The 19,178-nt window shown below is 67.0% G+C and carries 17 protein-coding genes; 10 read left to right on the top strand and 7 right to left on the bottom strand.

Annotated elements, in window-relative coordinates; translation table 11 throughout:
• Nucleotides 1–121: 121 nt before the first annotated feature.
• Nucleotides 122–1,180: a ribonucleotide-diphosphate reductase subunit beta gene (locus EON91_RS02470; RefSeq protein WP_292091367.1), complete on the top strand. Its 1,059-nt coding sequence runs from the start codon at nucleotides 122–124 to the stop codon at nucleotides 1,178–1,180.
• A gap of 21 nt (nucleotides 1,181–1,201) precedes the next feature.
• Here EON91_RS02470 and EON91_RS02465 read toward each other — a convergent pair whose 3' ends face one another.
• From EON91_RS02465 to EON91_RS02450, 4 genes are all read right to left on the bottom strand, one after another.
• Nucleotides 1,202–2,065, bottom strand: a complete 864-nt coding sequence (locus EON91_RS02465; RefSeq protein WP_292091366.1) for an energy transducer TonB — start codon at nucleotides 2,063–2,065, stop codon at nucleotides 1,202–1,204.
• A 66-nt stretch (nucleotides 2,066–2,131) separates the two neighbouring features.
• Nucleotides 2,132–2,599 (bottom strand): hypothetical protein, encoded by a 468-nt coding sequence (locus EON91_RS02460; protein ID WP_292091365.1) that lies wholly within the window; start codon nucleotides 2,597–2,599, stop codon nucleotides 2,132–2,134.
• A gap of 76 nt (nucleotides 2,600–2,675) precedes the next feature.
• Entirely contained in the window at nucleotides 2,676–4,175 is a 1,500-nt protein-coding gene (locus tag EON91_RS02455) for a HAMP domain-containing sensor histidine kinase (RefSeq protein WP_292091364.1), read from the bottom strand.
• A complete protein-coding gene (locus tag EON91_RS02450; protein WP_292091363.1) occupies nucleotides 4,172–4,909 on the bottom strand; it encodes a TVP38/TMEM64 family protein in 738 nt (245 codons plus the stop codon). Before EON91_RS02450 ends, EON91_RS02455 begins: the two co-directional genes overlap by 4 nt.
• A gap of 156 nt (nucleotides 4,910–5,065) precedes the next feature.
• On the opposite strand from EON91_RS02450, the gene rpmH reads away from it, so the two are divergent.
• Genes rpmH through yihA form a run of 4 tightly spaced genes read left to right on the top strand, consistent with a single transcriptional unit; the run spans nucleotide 5,066 to nucleotide 8,109 of the window.
• Nucleotides 5,066–5,200 (top strand): 50S ribosomal protein L34, encoded by a 135-nt coding sequence (gene rpmH / locus EON91_RS02445; RefSeq protein WP_003164000.1) that lies wholly within the window; start codon nucleotides 5,066–5,068, stop codon nucleotides 5,198–5,200.
• Nucleotides 5,201–5,222: 22 nt separating this feature from the next.
• On the top strand, nucleotides 5,223–5,624 hold the full coding sequence (gene rnpA, locus EON91_RS02440; protein ID WP_292091362.1) for a ribonuclease P protein component: 402 nt from the start codon (nucleotides 5,223–5,225) through the stop codon (nucleotides 5,622–5,624).
• Between the two features lie 5 nt (nucleotides 5,625–5,629).
• Entirely contained in the window at nucleotides 5,630–7,426 is a 1,797-nt protein-coding gene (gene yidC / locus EON91_RS02435; RefSeq protein ID WP_292091360.1) for a membrane protein insertase YidC, read from the top strand.
• A 2-nt stretch (nucleotides 7,427–7,428) separates the two neighbouring features.
• A complete protein-coding gene (yihA, locus tag EON91_RS02430; protein ID WP_292091358.1) occupies nucleotides 7,429–8,109 on the top strand; it encodes a ribosome biogenesis GTP-binding protein YihA/YsxC in 681 nt (226 codons plus the stop codon).
• A 24-nt stretch (nucleotides 8,110–8,133) separates the two neighbouring features.
• Here yihA and EON91_RS02425 read toward each other — a convergent pair whose 3' ends face one another.
• Nucleotides 8,134–9,084, bottom strand: coding sequence for a KpsF/GutQ family sugar-phosphate isomerase (locus EON91_RS02425; RefSeq protein ID WP_292091356.1), 951 nt, complete (start codon nucleotides 9,082–9,084; stop codon nucleotides 8,134–8,136).
• A gap of 155 nt (nucleotides 9,085–9,239) precedes the next feature.
• Here EON91_RS02425 and otsB point away from each other — a divergent pair, with 155 nt between their 5' ends.
• From otsB to EON91_RS02400, 5 genes are all read left to right on the top strand, one after another.
• A complete protein-coding gene (gene otsB / locus EON91_RS02420) occupies nucleotides 9,240–10,025 on the top strand; it encodes a trehalose-phosphatase (protein WP_366250153.1) in 786 nt (261 codons plus the stop codon).
• A complete protein-coding gene (locus tag EON91_RS02415) occupies nucleotides 10,022–11,806 on the top strand; it encodes a glycoside hydrolase family 15 protein (protein ID WP_292091353.1) in 1,785 nt (594 codons plus the stop codon). The genes otsB and EON91_RS02415 overlap by 4 nt, the downstream gene beginning before the upstream one ends.
• On the top strand, nucleotides 11,803–13,179 hold the full coding sequence (locus EON91_RS02410) for a trehalose-6-phosphate synthase (protein WP_292091351.1): 1,377 nt from the start codon (nucleotides 11,803–11,805) through the stop codon (nucleotides 13,177–13,179). The genes EON91_RS02415 and EON91_RS02410 overlap by 4 nt, the downstream gene beginning before the upstream one ends.
• 65 nt (nucleotides 13,180–13,244) lie before the next feature.
• On the top strand, nucleotides 13,245–15,461 hold the full coding sequence (locus EON91_RS02405) for an AGE family epimerase/isomerase (RefSeq protein ID WP_292091350.1): 2,217 nt from the start codon (nucleotides 13,245–13,247) through the stop codon (nucleotides 15,459–15,461).
• Nucleotides 15,462–15,519: 58 nt separating this feature from the next.
• The gene (locus EON91_RS02400; RefSeq protein ID WP_292091349.1) at nucleotides 15,520–16,524 is read left to right on the top strand and encodes an NAD-dependent epimerase/dehydratase family protein; all 1,005 of its coding nucleotides are present in this window, start codon (nucleotides 15,520–15,522) and stop codon (nucleotides 16,522–16,524) included.
• A 3-nt stretch (nucleotides 16,525–16,527) separates the two neighbouring features.
• On the opposite strand, the gene EON91_RS02395 is transcribed toward EON91_RS02400, so the two are convergent.
• Together EON91_RS02395 and EON91_RS02390 are read right to left on the bottom strand one after the other, a co-directional pair.
• Nucleotides 16,528–17,730, bottom strand: coding sequence for an acetyl-CoA C-acyltransferase (locus EON91_RS02395; protein ID WP_292091348.1), 1,203 nt, complete (start codon nucleotides 17,728–17,730; stop codon nucleotides 16,528–16,530).
• Between the two features lie 178 nt (nucleotides 17,731–17,908).
• The gene (locus tag EON91_RS02390; protein WP_292091347.1) at nucleotides 17,909–18,817 is read right to left on the bottom strand and encodes an SDR family NAD(P)-dependent oxidoreductase; all 909 of its coding nucleotides are present in this window, start codon (nucleotides 18,815–18,817) and stop codon (nucleotides 17,909–17,911) included.
• Between the last annotated feature and the right edge of the window lie 361 nt (nucleotides 18,818–19,178).

The following is a 19,178-nucleotide window of genomic DNA, read 5'->3' as shown; positions in this document are numbered from 1 at the left end:
AGCGGTCGAGAAAAAAGTGATCGCAATATAGCCGCATTTCGACTTGGCGCCGCCCGGCCATGGCCGCATGGTGAGCGCCTTACCTCCCGGATTCGTCCGCCGTCCGTTCGAGAGCCGATCGATGAACGCCCACGCCCCCCTGTCGCCCTCCGGCCCGGTCTCGACCCTGCCAGGACTGCTCACGCCCTCCGCCGCCTACAAGCCGTTCCGCTACCCGTGGGCCTTCGACATGTGGAAGAAGCAGCAGCAGGTCCACTGGATGCCCGAAGAGGTGCCGCTGGGCGAAGACGTCAAGGACTGGGCCGTCGCCCTGACCGAGAGCGAGCGCAATCTGCTGACCCAAATCTTCCGCTTCTTCACCCAGGCGGACATCGAGGTTCAGGACAACTACATGGAGCGCTACGGTCGGGTGTTCAAACCGACCGAGGTCAAGATGATGCTGGCGTCATTCGCCAACATGGAGACGATCCACATCGCGGCCTACGCCCTGTTGCTCGAAACCATCGGCATGCCGGAAAGCGAGTTCGGCGCCTTCATGGAATACGAGGCCATGCGCGACAAGCATGACTTCATGGGCCAGTTCGGGGTCGATACGGACGCCGACGTGTGCCGCACCCTGGCGATGTTCGGCGGCTTCTCCGAAGGGCTTCAGCTGTTCGCGTCCTTCGCGATGCTGATGAATTTCCCGCGCCAGAACAAGATGAAGGGCATGGGCCAGATCGTGTCCTGGTCGGTGCGGGATGAAAGCCTGCACTGCGAGGGCATCATCAAGCTGTATCACGCCTTCAACAAGGAGACCGGCGCCGTCACCAAGGCCGTGGCCGACGACATCGTCGAGTGCTGCCGCACCGTGGTGACGATGGAGGACAAATTCATCGATCTGGCCTTCGAGCAGGGCCCGGTGAACGGCATGACGCCGGACGACATCAAGGCCTACATCCGCTTCATCGCCGACTGGCGCCTGCGCCAGCTGAAGTTGCCGGAAATCTACGGTGTGACGGAAAATCCGCTGCCGTGGCTGCAGTCGCTGCTGTCGGGCGTCGAACACGCCAACTTCTTCGAAGCCCGCGCCACCGAATACTCCAAGGCCGCCACCAAGGGCTCGTGGCACGGCGCCGAAGGCGTGTGGAACAGCTTCGACGTCATGATGAAGAAGCGCACGGAAGAGACCGAGGCCTGATCGAGGTCATGCCCGGCGGGGTTACTGCCTCGCCGGGATCGGGTTGACCGCTGCGGCACGCGCCGCAGCCTGAGCGGCATTCAGGACACCGTCGCCGGCCAATCCCGGCGCTCCGTCAGCCAGGCACATATGGCGCGCGCAATAGAGATCGCGCAGGCGCCGCTCGAACTGCAGTTGCAGTTGCTTCAGTTCCGGTCCTGCTTCTTCCAGGCCTTCGGGCAGAGGGCCGGGCGGCGGCAATCCATTGACCATCGCGGTCATCTGTTCGGGCGTCGACACACGGGTCATGGCCAGCGCCATGGCGTCCAGCTGCCCGTCCAGAAAATCGGCTTGGACGCTCTGGATCATCGCCACGACCTCGGCGTGACGGGCGTCATCGACCCCCAGATTGTCGAGGTCGACTCCCGGGGGCGGCCCCCTATCCTCGACCAGTTGAGCCAGTGACTTGCGAAGCGCCGCCACCTGCTCCGGCGGCGGCTCCTTGCCGGACCAGGGCGTTATGGTCTCGTCCCGATCCATCGTGAATTGGACGGTGAACTGGACGTATGACTTCCTGATGTCGCCGTTGACCGTTCGGGGCGTCAAACGGAACTGCGGGGCGGACGCCAGGGCCGACCGGCCGAATCCCAGTCCGGCAGGCAGGTCCTTGACGACTTCGCACAACGCCAGACGCCCCTCCAGGGTGACGCGGCATTTCAGCACCGCCGAGCCGCTCATCGCCATGGCGCCGGCGAACGCCGGGTAGAGGCGTCCCAGCTCTTCCGGCGCCGGCACCTCCGCCCAAGCGGGGTCCACAATGACATCCTCGTCCGCTTCCTGGGCGAACGTCAGGCCAGGCGTCAGCAACACCGCAAAAGCTGCCGCCCCGATCAGAAACTTGCGCATGATCCCCCTCATCCGAGCCCGCAGGCGCAACTATGGGGTGGTCTCGCGTCCGTGAACAGAGGCGACCTAACGCGGATCGTTCACCCGGCAATCTGTGCGGCCGCTGGCCTCGCAGGCGCGGATCAGGCCCTCCCATAAAGCGTAGGCGCGGTCGTATTCGGACTTGGCCGCTGTCGAAGCCGCGAGGTCGGCCTCGTACTGCGCGCGCAGGGCGTCTGTCTCGGCGACATCGGTCGCATTGCGGGCGACAGCGCGGGCGTAGCCAGCCTCCTCGTCCGCTTCCAGTTCGGCGGCGGCCCTGTTCTCGACCGCGATCTCGGCGTTCAGCGCCTGTGTGGCCTGAACCTCGGCCGGGTTCTGCTCGGCGTCGGGCGCGCGGTGATATTCCTCGCCCTTGGCGCGCAGCATGGCGTCCAGCGTGGTCTGGGTCTGGGTTTGCGCGGGAGCGGTCTGGGCCACGACAGGCGCAGTCGCAAAGGTCAGGGCAGCCGCCGAGACGGCGACGGTCAGTCGAAGATCGGTCAGTTTCAGCATCACAGGCTCCGGGACGGTGGGGCCTCGCCCCTTTTCATCCAGCGCATAACGCGCCATCGCCCAAATGGCGCCGCGCTCAGCCTGGCAGGCGCAGTTCGAACAGCGTGCCCTGGGCGCTGGTTTCAACCAGACGCAGGTCGCCGCCGTGGTTGACGGCCAGTTCGCGGGCGATGGTCAGGCCCAGACCGGTCCCCTCTGATCCGCCACCGCTGACAAAGGGCTGGAACAGTCGTTCGGCCAGTCGTTCGGGCACGCCGGGACCGTCGTCCTGAATGTCGATGACCCAGCCTGCCTCATCGGGGCGTGCGCTGACCCGCACGGCGCCGCGCCCGCAACGGGCGGCGTCCGCCTCGATCGCCTGCCGGGCGTTGCGCATCAGATTGACCAGGATGCGATGCAACTGATCGGCGTCGGCCAGCACCATCGCGCGCGCCGGCAGCTTGCGCTCCAGCCGCACGCCCTGTGCGCCGGCGGCCAGGGTCAGGCCCGCGTCCTCGCCGGCCGTGGCGACGGCCTGGGCCAGGGGCACGCGGACGCGTTGCGGCTCTGGCTCCTCGGTCTTGCCATAGGCCAGGACGTTCCGGGCCAGACCCGAGGCGCGATCCAGCGCCCGCTCCAGCCGGGGCAGGGCCTTGGCCACCATCGGGTCGGACGAGGTCGACAGCCGCTCCGACGCCATCTGGGCCGAGGTCAGCATGTTGCGCAGATCGTGATTGATCTTGGCCACCGCCTCGCCCAGCGCCGCCAGCCGGGCGCGGCTGCGCAGGGAATGCCGCACCTCTTCCTGCATCCGCGCCAGTTCGCGCTCAACCCGGCCGATCTCGTCCTGACGGTCCGACGGGGTTTCGGTGGGGCTTTCGGGGTCGGCGGCGAAGCGTTCGATCGAGCGGGTGACCCGGCGCAGCGGCTGGATCACCAGATACGACAGGCCCGCATACAGCAGCGCCCCCGCCACCGCCGAGATCAGCAGCGACACGAACAGGGTGTTAAGCAAAAAGGCCCGCAGCTCCAGCTTCAACGGCTGGGCGGGCGCCAGGATCTCGATGAAGTCGCCGGACCGATAACGGGGCCGGGCCTGAACCCGGATCGAACGGTCGGGATGGCCGAACAGGGTCTGCCACGGCTCCATCAACCGCGACCAGCTGCTCTCGCGCCTCAGGTCGATGACGTCGGGCGCGCGAGGCAGGTTCGGGGCCTGCAACAGCAGACGGCGCACCCCCTGCTCGCCGACGACCACGGCCTGCACGCCGCCGATGGTCAGAAGCTGTTCGGCCGTGTCGTCCTCGACCGCGCTATAGGGCAGGGCCTCGACCCCGACCGAGGCCAGTTCGGCCGCCTGCAACCGGTCACGCAACCATCGCTCGTGGAACGAGGCGGCGCTGGGGGCCATGATCATCGCCTCGACCGCCAGGGTGAAGGCCACGGTCAGCAGCAGCAGGCGCGCGGACAGGCCGTCCGGGGCGCGCACCTTCAGTTCATCGGGCCAGTCCTGACGCAGGGTGGCGATCCGGGGGCGCAGCCGATCCATCGGGCGGCCAACGCGGGACGGTGGCGCACCGTTGCTGTCGCCGCTCATGCCGTGTTCCCGTTCAGCGGCTCCCGACGCGCGCGCCACGACTGCACGCCCCGCAGCGCCAGCGGCAACAGCAGCGACAGGAAACCGACCCCCATCAGCGGCCACATGAACTGGGCGAACATCTCCTGCAGGTTGGGATCCGGATCGTTGACCAGGATCTCGTTCAGCTCGGCGCCGATCCAGCAATAGATGGTGTGCGCCGGCAGCAGGCCGATGAAGGTGGCCACGACATAGGGTTTCAGCGGCGCCGAGATCACCCCGGCCGCCAGATTGATCAGGTGAAACGGCACCGTCACCACCAGACGCGCCACCAGCACATAACGGAAGGTGCTGCGGTCGATACCCTCGCAGATGGTCTTCAGCAGGCCCGCCTGACTTTCGGCCCGGCGACGCAGGGCCTCGCCCATGGCCGAGCGTCCGACATAATAGACGCCCAGCGCCCCCACGGTGGCGGCGATCGACGTGGACACTCCCCCAACCCACGGCCCGAACAGGTAGCCGGCGGTCACGGTGATGAAGACCACGCCCGGGATCACGCTGGCGGTCATCAGGGCGAAAACGGCCATCAGGGCCAGCAGCGTCAGGACATAGTGATCCCGCGCCAGGGCGCGGAACGTCTCCCCGTGCTCGCGCAGGGTGTCCAGTGAGAGATAGCGGTTCCAGCCCATGCCGAAGATCAGCGCCACGAAGGCCAGCAGGACGGCGAGGGGCAGAAACCTTTTGACCCGATCCATGGCGATTTCCTAGCCGACGACGCCCTGTTTCCCTAGAGGAATTGAGCCCGCCCGGGCCTGTCGGCGTTGACTCACCGTTTCTCGCCCCGTATAGGCCCGCCCTTCCTGCGGTGGACAGCAACCCGTCCGCCCTCACTCTAGATTTCGGAGCCGACCGTGAAGCGGACCTATCAGCCGTCGCGACTCGTGCGCAAGCGCCGTCACGGCTTCCGTTCGCGGATGGCCACCAAGAACGGACAGAAGATCGTTGCGCGTCGCCGCGCCAAGGGGCGCAAGCGCCTGACGGCCTGACGTCACGCGCCCCCAACGGCGCATGACCGATCTGATGAAAATCGATCGCCTGACACGGCGGCCCCAGTTTCTGGCGGCCGCCAAAGGCGTTTCCCAGGCGCGGGGCGCCGTGGTTGTTCAGCAGTTGCAGCGGGACGACGACGATCCGGCCGTGCGGCTGGGCTTCACCGCTACCCGCAAGATCGGCGGGGCGGTGGTTCGCAACCGCGCCAAGCGCCGCCTGCGCGAGGCTGCGCGGCTGCTGACGCCCCTCCATGCGCAGCCCGGCTGCGACTATGTGTTCATCGCCCGCATGGGCACCGCGGACCGTCCATGGGACCGTTTGCTTGACGATGTGAAATCGGCGCTTACAAGGCTCGCGACCCCGCGCGCGGCGTCCGAGACGCCCCCCACCGACCGCGACCTTTCCGGCCAGGACCGCTGAACTCCATGAAGAACGAGAATTCCCGCAACACGATCATCTTCGTCGTGATCGCGGCGATCTTCCTGCTGGTCTATCAGGTGCTGGTGCTGCAGCCGCAGGCCGAGCGTCGCAAGGCGACGCAGGACGCCGCCGCCGCCGAGCAGTCGACCGCGGCTACGGACGCCTCGAACACCGCCCTGCGGCCCGAAAGCGCCGTCTTCGTCACCGACCGGACCGAGGCGCTGGGCACCGCCGCCCGCGTGCCGATCCAGACGCCGAATCTGAAGGGTTCGCTGTCGCTGCAGGGCGCGCGTATCGATGACCTGTATCTGACACGCTATCGCGAGACGCTGGACAAGGCCTCGCCGCCGGTCGAGCTGTTCCGCCCGCAGGGGATGGAGCACGCCTATTTCGCCCAGTTCGGCTGGACCGGCCCCAACGTCCAGGGCGGCGTTCCCGGCCCCAACACCGTCTGGCGCCTGACCTCGGGCGCGACCCTGACCCCGACCACGCCGGTCACCCTGACCTGGGACAACGGCGCGGGCCTGCGCTTCACGCGCGTCATCGCAATTGACGAGCAGTATCTGTTCACCGTCACCGACACGGTCGCCAACCTGAGCGCCCAGGCCATCACCATCGCCCCGTACGGCTCGGTCCAGCGTCAGGGCGTTCCGGGCGATCTGGGCAAGCAGATGATCCTGCACGAAGGCGCCATCGGCGCCTTCGGGGGCGCGGACGGCTATCGCACCGAACAGGTCAAGTACAAGGACTGGGCCAAGAAGCCGCGCATCGAGAATGAATCGACCGGCGGCTGGCTGGGCATCACCGACAAATACTGGCTGGCGGCCCTGATCCCGAACCAGTCCGAGAAGGTCGACACCCGCTTCAGCGTTCGCGACGCAGAGCGCACCAACATCCACGAAGCCAATATGCTGGGCGAGGCCCACGTCATCCAGCCGGGCCGCCAGATCACCGAAACCCAGCGCCTGTTCGCCGGCGCCAAGCGCAACGAGATCCTCAGGAGCTATGAGGAAAGCCTGGGCCTGCCGCGCTTCGTCTACGCCATCGACTGGGGCATGTTCTGGTTCCTGACGCGCCCGCTGTTCATGGTGGTGGAGTTCTTCTTCGGCTTGCTGGGCAACTTCGGCCTGGCCATTCTCGGCCTGACCGTCGTGGTCAAGCTGCTCATGTTCCCGCTGGCTAACAAATCCTACGAGAGCATGTCCAAGATGCGGACCCTCCAGCCCAAGATGGAGGAGATCAAGAAGCGCTTTAAGGACGACCCGCAGAAGCAGCAGCAGGAGACGATGGCCCTGTATCAGCGGGAGAAGATCAATCCGCTGGCCGGCTGCCTGCCCATCCTGGTCCAGATCCCGGTCTTCTACGCCCTGTACAAGGTGCTGTTCGTGACCATCGAGATGCGTCACGCGCCCTTCTTCGGCTGGATCCGCGACCTGTCGGCGCGCGATCCCTCGACGATCTGGACCCTGTTCGGGCTCATCCCCTGGGATCCGGCCAGCCTGCCGGTGCTTGGTGGGCTGCTGAACGGCTCGCTGCACCTGGGCGTACTGCCGATCTTCTATGGCCTGACCATGTGGCTGCAGATGGCGATGAACCCGCCGGCGCAGGACCCGATGCAGCGCAAGATCTTCGCCTTCATGCCGCTGATCTTCACCTTCATCATGGCGCCGTTCGCCGCCGGCCTGCTGATCTACTGGGCGTGGAACAACATCCTGTCGATCATCCAGCAGTATTTCATCATGCACCGCTTCAAGGCCGAGAACCCGATCGACACCTTCCTCGCCCGCTTCAAGAAGGCCTGAGGATGATCGAGGGCGATCAGGCTCCGCGCGAACTGGGCCCCGGCGAATATACGCCGGAGGAGCTTGAGGCCGCGCGCGTGCAGTTCGCGCGCCCTGCCACCTTCATCATGGGCTGCGCCAAGATCGAGCAACTGCCCGATCCCGACCTGCCCGAGATCGCCTTCGCGGGCCGGTCCAACGTCGGCAAGTCCAGCCTGATCAACGCCCTGGTCGGCATGCACAAGCTGGCCCGGGCCTCGAACGAGCCGGGCCGCACGCGTGAGATCAATTTCTTCGATCTGGACGGCAAGATGCGGCTGGTCGACCTGCCCGGCTACGGCTGGGCCAAGGCGTCCAAGACGACGGTGAAGAAATTCCAGGACCTGGGCCGCGACTATCTGCGTGGCCGGGTGACGCTGAAGCGGGTCTATCTGCTGATCGACAGCCGCCATGGCCTCAAGGCCGTGGACACCGAGGCGCTGGACGCCCTGGACCTGGCCGCGGTCAGCTACCAGATCGTCCTGACCAAGGCCGACAAGCTGAAAAAGGGCGAGGCCGAACAGGTCCAGGCCGCCACGCTCAAGGCGATCGCCAAACGCCCCGCCGCCTACCCCTGGGTCGCCGTCACCTCGGCCGAAAAGGCCGGCGGCATCCCCGAACTGCGCGCCGAGATCATGCGCACCACGGGCGTGGTGCTGGACTAGAAGCTGGCCCGTCGGCCTCCACCGTCACGAAACGTAGCCGGACTGCATCAGCTCCGCGATGTGGATGATGGCAACCGGGCGCTGGTCCTGAACCACGAACAGGTTGGAGATCTTGTTCTGGGTCAGCAGGTCGACCACGTCACTCATCCGGGCTTCGGGCTCCACCGTGATGGGTGAGCGACTCATGATGTCCGCCGCACGCACGCCGGCGATGTCGTTGGCGAAGGCGCGGCGCACGTCGCCGTCGGTGACCACCCCGGCCAGGTTGTCGTCGGCGCCCAGCACGGCGACTGCGCCCTTGCGGCCGGCGGTGATGGCGGCCACCACCTCGCTGAACGGCGCCTCTTCGCCGACGGTGGCTGGCGCGGCGGCGTTGTCGCCCATCCATTCCTTCACCGACTGCAGGCTCATGCCCAGGGCGCCGCCCGGATGGTGCATGCCGAAGGCTTCCCGGGTGAAACCGCGTCGGTCCATCAACACCATGGCCAGGGCGTCGCCGACGGCCAGGCTCATCAGGGTCGAGGTCGTGGGCGCCAGGCCGTTGGGGCACGCCTCGGCCACATTCGGCATGGTCAGGCAGACCTCGGAGTGACGCCCCAGGAAGCTGGACGGCCGCTGGGTGATGCCGATCACCGGAATGCCGTTGCGCTGGCAATACAGCAACGGATCGCGCAACTCGCGGCTTTCGCCCGAGTTGGACAGGGCGATCAGGGTCACGTCGGGTCGCAGCATGCCCAGGTCGCCGTGGCTCATCTCGGCCGGGTGGACGAAGAAGGCGTTGGTGCCGGTGGACGCCAGGGTTGCGGCGATCTTGCCGCCGATATGGCCCGACTTGCCCATGCCGGTCACCACCACATAGCCGGGCCGGCTCAGGATGACGTCGCAGGCGCGGGCGATCGAGACGTCGATGGAGCGTTCCAGCGCGCTCAAGGCCTCGATGTTCAACTGCACGACCTCGCGGGCGCGCTCGGTCATCGCGGCGATTTCCTCGGGCGAGGAATGAACGGGAGCAGAGAGTGTCATTTGCGGGAGATAGCCTCTTGCGGCGCATTTCGACAATGGCGGGAAAAATTCTCGACCGCTGTAACCTTTGCTGCCTTGGCGCGTTCCGCTCCCTTCGAGGGAGCCTTATGAGTCAAAGCCGCACGCCTATGTCCTTGTCGTCCGCGACGTCCGTCCTGCCACTGCAATCCCCTCCCTCCCGCCTGATCCGACCTGCCTTTTTCCTCGATCTTGATGGCGTTCTGGCGCCGCTGGCGGCCACGCCGGACGCCGTAGGCCCCGATCCCCGACGCACGGCCATGCTTGAGCGTCTGGCCGCGCGTATGCAGGGCAGGGTGGCCATCGTCAGCGGCCGTCCCCTGTCCGAGATCGACCGGATCACCGACGGCGCGGCCGGCGCCGCTTCCGGCGTGCATGGGCTGGAGCGCCGTGACGCGACGGGCGGGCTTCAGCAACGCGACTCGGCGCCGTCGCTGCCCCAGGCGACGCGGGCGCTTCGGGCCTTCGCCGAACCGCGTCCCGGCGTGATCGTTGAGGACAAGCGCGGGGCCGTCGCCCTGCATTTCCGCCAGGCGCCGGAACAGGCGGCGGACGCCACCGCCCTGGCCCACGCGCTGGCGGCGGCCCACGGTCTGGCCCTGCAACCGGGTTCAATGGTGGTGGAGCTGAAAACCCCCGGCGCGGACAAGGGTGTCGCCGTCGCCGCCTTCATGGCCGAGACGCCGTTCGCGGGGGCGACCCCCATCATGGTCGGCGACGACCTGACGGACGAGGACGGCTTTCGCGCCGCTGCCCGTCTGGGCGGGTTCGGCGTGCTGGTCGGCGGCCCGCGCGACACCGCCGCGCGCTACGGCCTTGCTGACGTGAACGCGGTGCTGGACTGGCTGGAGACCGTCGAGGAGACGCCCGCATGACCCCCTCGCTGGACCTCGCCCCCATCGGCAACTGCGCCATCAGCGCCCTGATCGACCGTGAGGGCCGCTACGTCTGGGCCTGCGCGCCGCGCGTCGACGGCGACCCGATCTTTTCCGCCCTGATGGACGGGAGCGACCCCGAACACGGCTTCTGGTCCATCCAGATCGAGGGCCAGCAGCGCATCGATCAGGCCTATGTCCGCAACACGCCGGTCCTGCGCACCGTGCTGACGGCCGAGGACGGATCCTCGGTCGAGATTCTCGATTTCGCGCCGCGCCATATCAAACATGCCCGGACCTATCGCCCGCTGGCCTTCGCGCGGATCGTGCGGCCGCTGCACGGCGTGCCGCGCATCACGGTGCGGCTGCGGCCTTCGGCCGGGTGGGGCGCGCGGCGGGCCGAGCAGACCTCGGGCTCGAACCACATCCGCTATCTGTGCACCGACATCACCATGCGGCTGACGACCAACTGCCCGGTCTCGCATGTGATGGATGAGCGCACCTTCCGGCTGGAGAATGAACTCGCCTTCTTCCTGGGCCCGGACGAGGGCTACGATCAGGAGGTCCGCGCCGGCGTCTCGGCCACGCTGGACCGGACCATCGCCTATTGGAAGGAATGGGTTCGCACCCTGTACCTGCCGCTGGACTGGCAGGAGGCGGTGATCCGTGCCGCCATCACCCTGAAGCTGTGCGTGCACGAGGAGACCGGCGCCATCGTCGCCGCCATGACCACCTCGGTGCCCGAGTTCCCCGGCAGCGGCCGCAACTGGGACTATCGCTACTGCTGGATTCGCGACGCCTATTACACGGTGCGGGCGCTGAACCGGCTGGGTGTGGTCGATATCCTGGAAAACTATCTGGTCTATCTGCGCAACCTGGTCGACGCGTCCAAGGGCGGCCACGTCCAGCCCCTGTACGGCGTGGGTCTGGAACCGGCGATCAGCGAGCGGATCGTCGAGACGGTTGAGGGTTATCGCGGTATGAAGCCCGTGCGCGTCGGCAATCAGGCGCACGAGCACCTTCAGCACGATGTCTATGGCCAGATCGTCCTGCCGCTGGTGCAGTCCTTCTTCGACCAGCGCCTGCTGCGGCCCGGCTCGATCGACGACTATCACGCGCTGGAAAAGGTCGGCGAGCGCGCCTTCGCCATGCACGACCAGCCGGACGCAGGCCTGTGGGAGTTCCGCACCATCGCCCGGGTGCACACCTATTCCTCGGTCATGTGCTGGGCCGCCTGCGACCGGCTGGCCAGGGCGGCGCGTCACCTGGGCCTGAACGAGCGGGCCGAGGTCTGGGCCGACCGCGCCCGCATCATCCACGAGCGCATCGAGGCCGAGGCCTATCTGCCGGACGAGGGCCGCTTCGCCGCCAGCTTCGGCGGGACGGAACTGGACGCCTCGCTGCTGCAGATGACCGACCTGGGCTTCCTCGACGTGCGCGATCCGCGACAGGTCCGCACCTTCGAGGCGGTGGAAAAGGAACTGAAGCGCGGCGAATACCTGTTCCGCTACGCCCACCCCGACGACTTCGGCGAGCCCGAGACCGCCTTCAACTTCTGCACCTTCTGGTACATCGAGGCGCTGCACCTGAACGGCCGCACCGAAGAGGCGCGCAAGGTGTTCGAGGACATGCTGGCCCGCCGCACCTACGCCGGCCTGCTCAGCGAGGACATCGCCATCGAGAACGGCGAACTGTGGGGCAACTACCCCCAGACCTATTCCCTGGTCGGCATCATCAACTGCGCCGTCCTGCTCAGCCGGTCGTGGACGGACGCGCGATGAGCCGGTTGATCGTCGTCTCGAACCGCGTCTCGGCGCCCAAGGATCCGGCGGCGGGCTCGGCCGGCGGACTGGCCATGGCCCTTTCGGCGGCGCTGCGCAAATACGACGGCCTGTGGTTCGGCTGGTCCGGCGAGACGACCGAGACCTTTGTCCCAGAGGCCAAGATCGAGGACCGGGCCGGCGTCACCGTCGCCCTGGTCGATCTGGAAGAGCAGGACGTCGAGGAATACTACAACGGCTACGCCAACAAGACGCTGTGGCCCCTGTTCCACCACCGGGTCGATCTGACGGCCTATGAACGGTCGTTCGGCGAAGGCTACGAGCGGACCAACGCCCGCTTCGCCGAGACCCTGGCCCCGCTGATCCAGCCGGACGACGTCATCTGGATCCACGACTATCACATGATTCCGCTGGCCCGGGATCTACGGCGGCTTGGGATCACGAACCGGATCGGCTTCTTCCTGCATACGCCGTGGCCGGCGCGGCAGTTGCTGGTGACGCTGCCGTATCATCGGCGGCTGGTCGAATCGATGTTCGACTACGACCTGGTCGGCTTCCACACCCGCGAATGGTTCGACCTGTTCCGCGACTATGTGATCTCCGAAGCGGGTGGAAAGCCGTCGGGCAACGACGGTCTGGACGCGTTCGGCAAGACGCTTCAGGGCGGCGTGTTTCCCATCGGCATCGATGTTCAGGGCTTCCTCGACGCCCGCAATTCGACGCTGGGGGCCCGCACCTATGACCGGATGGCCGCGTCCTCGGCCTTCCGCGCCATGCTGGTCGGGGTCGATCGGCTGGACTACTCCAAAGGGCTGGAACAGCGACTGCTGGGCTATGAGCAGTTCCTGCACGACAACCGCGACATGCGCGGCGAGGTCTTCCTGCTGCAGGTCACCCCGATCTCGCGCGACGAGGTCGACACCTATCAGGACATCCGCGTCCGGCTGGAGGCGCTGGCCGGCCGCATCAACGGCGCCTACGCCGACATGGACTGGCAGCCGATCCGCTATCTGAACCGCACCTATCGCCGCGATCAGTTGGCGGGGATTTATCGCGCGGCGCGGGTCGGCCTGGTCACGCCCCTGCGCGACGGCATGAATCTGGTGGCCAAGGAATATGTCGCGGCCCAGAACCCCGACGACCCGGGCGTGCTGATCCTGTCCCGCTTCGCCGGCGCCGCCGAACAGATGCGCGAGGCCCTGCTGGTCAATCCGTTCAGCCGCGAGGAACTGTCCGAAGCCATCAAGACCGCCCTGATCATGCCGCTGGAAGAGCGTATCCAGCGTTGGCAGGCCCTGATGCAGATCGTGCGCGACACCGACGTCTCCATCTGGCGCGACGACTTTGTCGCAGCCCTCACCGCGAAACGCTGAACGGTCGACAGCGGGGCGTGCGACAGGCTAGGCAATAGCTCTGCCGTGCTTTGCGGAAGGACTGCATGAGCCAACCTCTCTACCCCGTCATCATGTGCGGCGGCTCGGGCACCCGCCTGTGGCCGGCGTCGCGCGCGGATCGGCCCAAGCAGTTCCTTGGTCTTGAGGGCGGGCGGTCGCTGTTTCAGGACGCGGTCGAACGGGTCGCGCCCCTGGCGGGCGAGGCGGGCAGGGTCATCGTCGTGACCGGCGCCGCCTATCGCCACTGGGCCGAAGCCCAGCTTCAGGAACTGGGCCGCGACGCGATCATCCTGCTGGAGCCCGAGGCGCGGGATTCCGCGGCCGCCATGGCCGCCGCCGCCGCCTATGTGGCCCGTACCGACCCTGCCGGGGTGGTGGTCTATGTGGCGTCTGACCATCATCTGCCGGAAGGCGACGGCTTCCGCGACGCGGTCCGCGCGGCGGCGTCCAAGGCCAAGGAAGGCTTCGTCGTCACCCTGGGCGTCCGGCCGACGGAGCCGTCCTCGGCGTATGGCTATATCCGCGCCGAGGGTCAGGGCCTGGCGCCCGTCGCGGCTTTCGTCGAGAAGCCCAACCGCGAAACCGCGACGGCCTATCTCGCCCAGGGCTACCTGTGGAACAGCGGCAATTTCATCGTCCCGGCGGCCACCCTGTTGGAAGAACTGGCGACCTATGCGCCCGATGTGGCACACGCCGCGACCGCATCCCTGGCGCCGGAACAAGGCGGAGTGATCGAACTGGCTCCGGTCTTCGCCACCGCGCCCCGCATCTCCATCGACCACGCCGTCATGGAACGCACGGCCAAGGCCTGGGTGCTGCCGGTCGGCTTCGCCTGGTCGGACCTGGGCGCCTGGGACGCGGTGGCGGCGACCGGCTCCGGGGCCGCCGGGACCTGGATCGGATCAGAAGGCGACCAATGTCTGGTGCGGGCGTCCGAGGGCATACTGGTCGCCACGGCCGGCGTGTCCAACCTGGCGATCATCGCGGAAAAAGACGCCGTCCTGGTCTGCGACCTGGATCGCGCGCAGGAGGTGAAAGGCCTGGTCGAGCGCATCCGCGCCGAACACCCCACTCACTTCGGTCTCGGCTCGGGCGCGCGGGAAGCTTTTGACCATTGCGCCGCGAGTTTTTCGACCTGGATGCGCACCACGGCCCTGCCGCTATGGTGCACCCTGGGCGTCGAGCCGGACGGCGCCTTCGTCGATCGGATGCGCCAGAACGGCCGTCGTGTGGACCTTCCCCGGCGCACGCGGGTGCAGGCGCGCCAGGTCCAGGTCTATTGCCGCGCGGGCTTGCTGGGCTGGCGCGGGCCGTGGCGAGATACGGTGACACGGGGCTTGCGCCGGTTCTGGCAGACGAATTCGCGCGATGACGGGCGTTACCGCACCTTGGTGGATGACAACGGTCACACGCTGGACGACACCGCCACCCTGTACGATCAGTCCTTCGTTCTGTTCTCCCTGGCCGCTGCCGTCGAAGCCGGGGTCGAGGCGGACGAGGCGCGTCGTCGCGCCCTGGCCTTGCGCGACGCGCTGATGCGCGAACGCCTGCCGTTCGGCGGTTGGCCCGAGGCGGGCGACCAGCCCTATCAGGCGAACGCCCAGATGCACCTGCTGGAAGCGGTTCTGGCCTGGGAGGATCTGGACCCGAATCCGGAATGGCGCGCCATCGCAGACGAGATCGCCGGACTGGCCATGGCTCATTTCATCGCACCCGAAAGCGGCGCGCTGCGCGAGTTCTTCTCCGAGAACTGGACGCCGCAGCCGGGCGAGGAGGGGCGCCTGGTCGAGCCGGGACATCAGTTCGAATGGGCCTGGCTGCTGACGCGATGGGGTGTTCGACGCCAGAATGCTGATGCGATTGATGCGGCGCGGCGCCTCTATGAGGTCGGTCGCAAGGGGGTGGACGCCATCCGGGGCGTGGCGATTGACGCCTTGCGGGACGACATGTCCGTCCGCAGCGGCTCGGCGCGCCTGTGGCCGCAGGGCGAATGGCTGAAGGCCGCGCTTCTGCTGGCGGAAACGGCCGAAGGGACGGCGCGCGCCGCCTACATCGCCGACGCCGCCGACGCACTGGCCGCCCTGCAATCCTATCTGCTGCCCAACGGCCTGTGGTGGGATCGTCTGGCCGGCGACCGACGTTTCGTCGAGGAGGCGGCGCCCGCCAGCTCTTTCTACCACATCATGTCGGCCTACGATCAGCTGGCGGTCAGTGCGAAAGTTCTGCCGGAACTGGCGGATTGCGACCTGTCGCTGGGGTGACGCCTCTCTTGCCAGACCGGCGTTCGCCTGACATGGGGCCGGTGACGGGGGATACATCATGCGCATTCTGCTGACCGGTTCGGCCGGTTTCATCGGCTTTCACCTGGCGCGGCGGCTGATCGCCGACGGGCACGAGGTGTTCGGCGTCGATGGCATGACGGCCTATTACGACGTGGCCCTGAAGACTGCGCGGCATGACCTGCTGAAGCGGCACAACGGTTTTTCCGAACACATCGTCATGCTTGAAGACCGTGCCGCTCTGGAAACGGTGGCGGAACAGGCCCGGCCCGAGGCGATCATCCACCTCGCGGCCCAGGCGGGCGTCCGCTACAGTCTGGAACACCCGGAAACCTATGTGGACTCCAACCTGGTCGGCACCTTCAATGTGATGGAGCTGGCCCGCAAATATCAGGTCGGTCACTTCCTGGGCGCGTCCACCAGTTCGGTCTACGGCGCCAACACCGTCATGCCGTTCTGCGAGACGGACCGCGCCGACCACCCGATGACCTTCTATGCTGCGACCAAGAAGGCGACGGAGCTGATGACCCACTCCTACAGCCATCTGTGGGACATCCCGACGACCATGTTCCGCTTCTTCACGGTCTATGGGCCGTGGGGGCGGCCGGACATGGCGCTGTTCAAATTCGTCGATGCGACGCTGAAGGGGCGGCCCATCGACGTCTATAACGGCGGCGACATGAAGCGGGACTTCACCTACGTCGATGATCTGGTCGAGGGGATCGTCCGTCTGCTGACGGTTCCGCCGGTCAAGGGGTCGCCGGTCGGGCCGATGGATTCCCTCAGCCCGGCCGCGCCCTGGCGCGCGGTCAACATCGGCCGGGGCGAGCCGGTCAATCTGATGGACTTCATCCGCGAGATGGAAGGGGCGCTGGGTCGTGAAGCGACGCTGAACATGATGCCGATGCAGGCGGGCGACGTTCCCGCCACCTTCGCCAGCGTCGACTTGCTGACGGCGCTGACCGGCTATACGCCCGGCACCTCGGTCCACGAAGGCGTCGCCGCCTTCGTGGCCTGGTACCGTGCGCATTATGGCGTCAGTTAAGACTCAGTAGATTTCGAACAGGCCCGCTGCGCCCATCCCGCCGCCGACGCACATGGTGACGACGCCGTATTTGGCGCCGCGCCGCTTGCCTTCGATCAGCACATGACCGGTCATCCGGGCGCCCGACATGCCGTAGGGATGGCCGATCGAGATGGCGCCGCCTGACACATTCAGCCGGTCGTTGGGAATGCCCAGCTTGTCGCGGCAGTACAGCACCTGCACGGCGAAGGCCTCGTTCAGCTCCCAGATGCCGATGTCATCGACGGTCAGGCCATGGCGCTTCAGCAGCTGGGGCACGGCGAACACCGGGCCGATGCCCATCTCGTCCGGCTCGCAGCCCGCCACCGCCATGCCGCGATAGGCGCCAAGCGGTTGCAGGTTGCGCTTCACCGCCTCGCCCGCCTCCATGATGACGCAGGCCGAAGCGCCGTCCGACAGCTGTGACGCGTTGCCCGCCGTGATGAACCGGCCCTGCTCGATTTCCTCGCCGCCGCCGAACACCGGCTTCAGCGATTGCAGCCCTTCCAGCGTCGTCTCGGGCCGGTTGCCTTCGTCCTTTGACAGGGTCACTTCCTTCGACGAGGTCTGGCCAGTCGCCTTGTCCATCACCAGCATGCTGGTGGTCATCGGCACGATCTCGGCGTCAAAGCGGCCTTCGGCCTGGGCCTGGGCGGTGCGCTGCTGGGACTGCAGGGCGTACTCGTCCTGGGCGTCGCGGCTGATCCCGTAGCGGGCGGCGACGACCTCGGCCGTCTCCAGCATCGACATATAGATGTGGGGCGACAGCTTCAGCAGCGCCTCGTCTTTCATACGGTACAGGTTCATGTGCTGGTTCTGGACCAGCGAGATCGACTCCAGCCCGCCGCCGACGGCCATCTTCTGCTGGTCGAACACCACCTGCTTGGCCGCCGTGGCGATCCCCATCAGGCCCGACGCGCACTGGCGGTCCAGGCTCATGCCCGGGACGGTCGAGGGCAGGCCCGCCGCCAGGGCGACCTGGCGCGCGACGTTCGTGCCGGTCGCGCCCTGCTGCAGGGCCGCGCCCAGGACCACGTCCTCGACCTCGGCCGGATCGACGCCTGCGCGCTGGACCGCATGCTTCACCGCATGGGCGCCGAGCTGTTGCGCCTGGGTGTCGTTGAACGCCCCGCGATAGGCCCGGCCGATCGGGGTGCGGGCGGTGGAGACGATGACGGCTTCACGCATCTGAGCTTCCTTATAAGTGCGCTATCGCTCGCCGCGCGGCGGCTTGCTGCTTGAGCGCGGGTTTCCTGCCTGAGCCAAGTTAGGCGCCTCACGCGAGGTCAACGCAAGGCGCCGGGATATCTGATGTTGACGCTAGATAGCCTCAAGCCGCGAGCGACCGCGTCGCGCGCATAGGCTCCTAGGAAGAAAGCGCAGCTTTCGCCTTGGTCAGTTCGATCATGCCTTGGGCGGCGCCCATCTCCGGCACGATCTCGCCGGCGCGGTCCGAGATTTCGTCAAAGCGCGCGGCCACCTGCTCGGGCGCGTCTGCGCCGGTGATGAAGGCGCCCTGGGTCAGGGTCACATAGACCCGCTCGAATCCGCCCGCCCCGGCGGCCAGGATCGCCCGCGTCGGCGCATCCTGGCTGACCAGGTGCAGCAGGCCCGGCGTCACCAGTTCAGGCCCCAGCGCTTCCAGCGGCAGGGCGGCGCCCAGATCCTCGGTCATCCGCGTATGGGCGGTGGGGGCCAGGCAGTTGACCCGGATGTCGTTCTTGGCCCCCTCGATCGACAGGGTCTGCATCAATCCCACCAGCGCCATCTTGGCCGCGCCATAGTTCGACTGGCCGAAATTGCCGTACAGGCCCGATGACGACGTGGTCATGACGATGCGGCCATAATTCTGGGCGCGCATGATCTCCCACACCGCCTTGGTGCAGTTGACCGCGCCCATCAGGTGCACGTCCACGACGAAGCGGAAATCCTCCAACGTCATCTTGGCGAAGGTCTTGTCGCGCAGGACGCCGGCGTTGTTCACCAGGATGTCGACCCGACCCCAGCGCGCCATGACGTCCGCGACCATGGCCTCGACAGCGGCGGGGTCGGTGACCGAGGCCGCATTGGCCATCGCTTCGCCACCGGCCGCCACGATTTCGGCCACCACAGCCTCGGCCGCCGTCGCTGATCCGCCCGAGCCGTCACGGGCGCCGCCCAGATCGTTGACCACCACCTTCGCGCCCCGAGCCGCCAGAGCCAGGGCATGTTCCCGGCCCAGGCCGCCGCCGGCCCCGGTGACGATGGCGACGCGGTTGTCAAAGCTCAGTCTCATGTCAGTCTCCATTTTCATCGACGAAATCTTGCAGGGCGAAGCCGCCCCGCCAACCTCGCAATGTGTTGAAACGGCGCCACAGTCGCCATAATCCGCGCCTGGTTTCGGAACGATGCGACGAATAGGTCGTTCGGGGCTGGAGCGCGCCGTGTAAGCGTCGCCGTAGGAATAACATGAGTGTGAGGACACCAATGAAGATCAAACTTCTTGCCAGTGTCGCCGCGGCGGGGCTGTTCGCAGCCGGTGCTGCGTCGGCGGAGCCGGACGGCTGGTATGGCGCGATTGACGCGGGTTACCACGTCATCGACGACATCAATGCGGAATCGTCCACGACCGGCGCGAACTGGAACTGGGAAGTGAA

Source organism: Brevundimonas sp. (assembly GCF_004210735.1).
GTDB lineage: Bacteria > Pseudomonadota > Alphaproteobacteria > Caulobacterales > Caulobacteraceae > Brevundimonas.
Note: the sequence above shows the minus strand (reverse complement) of the source record. Positions and strands in the feature narration are given on the sequence as shown.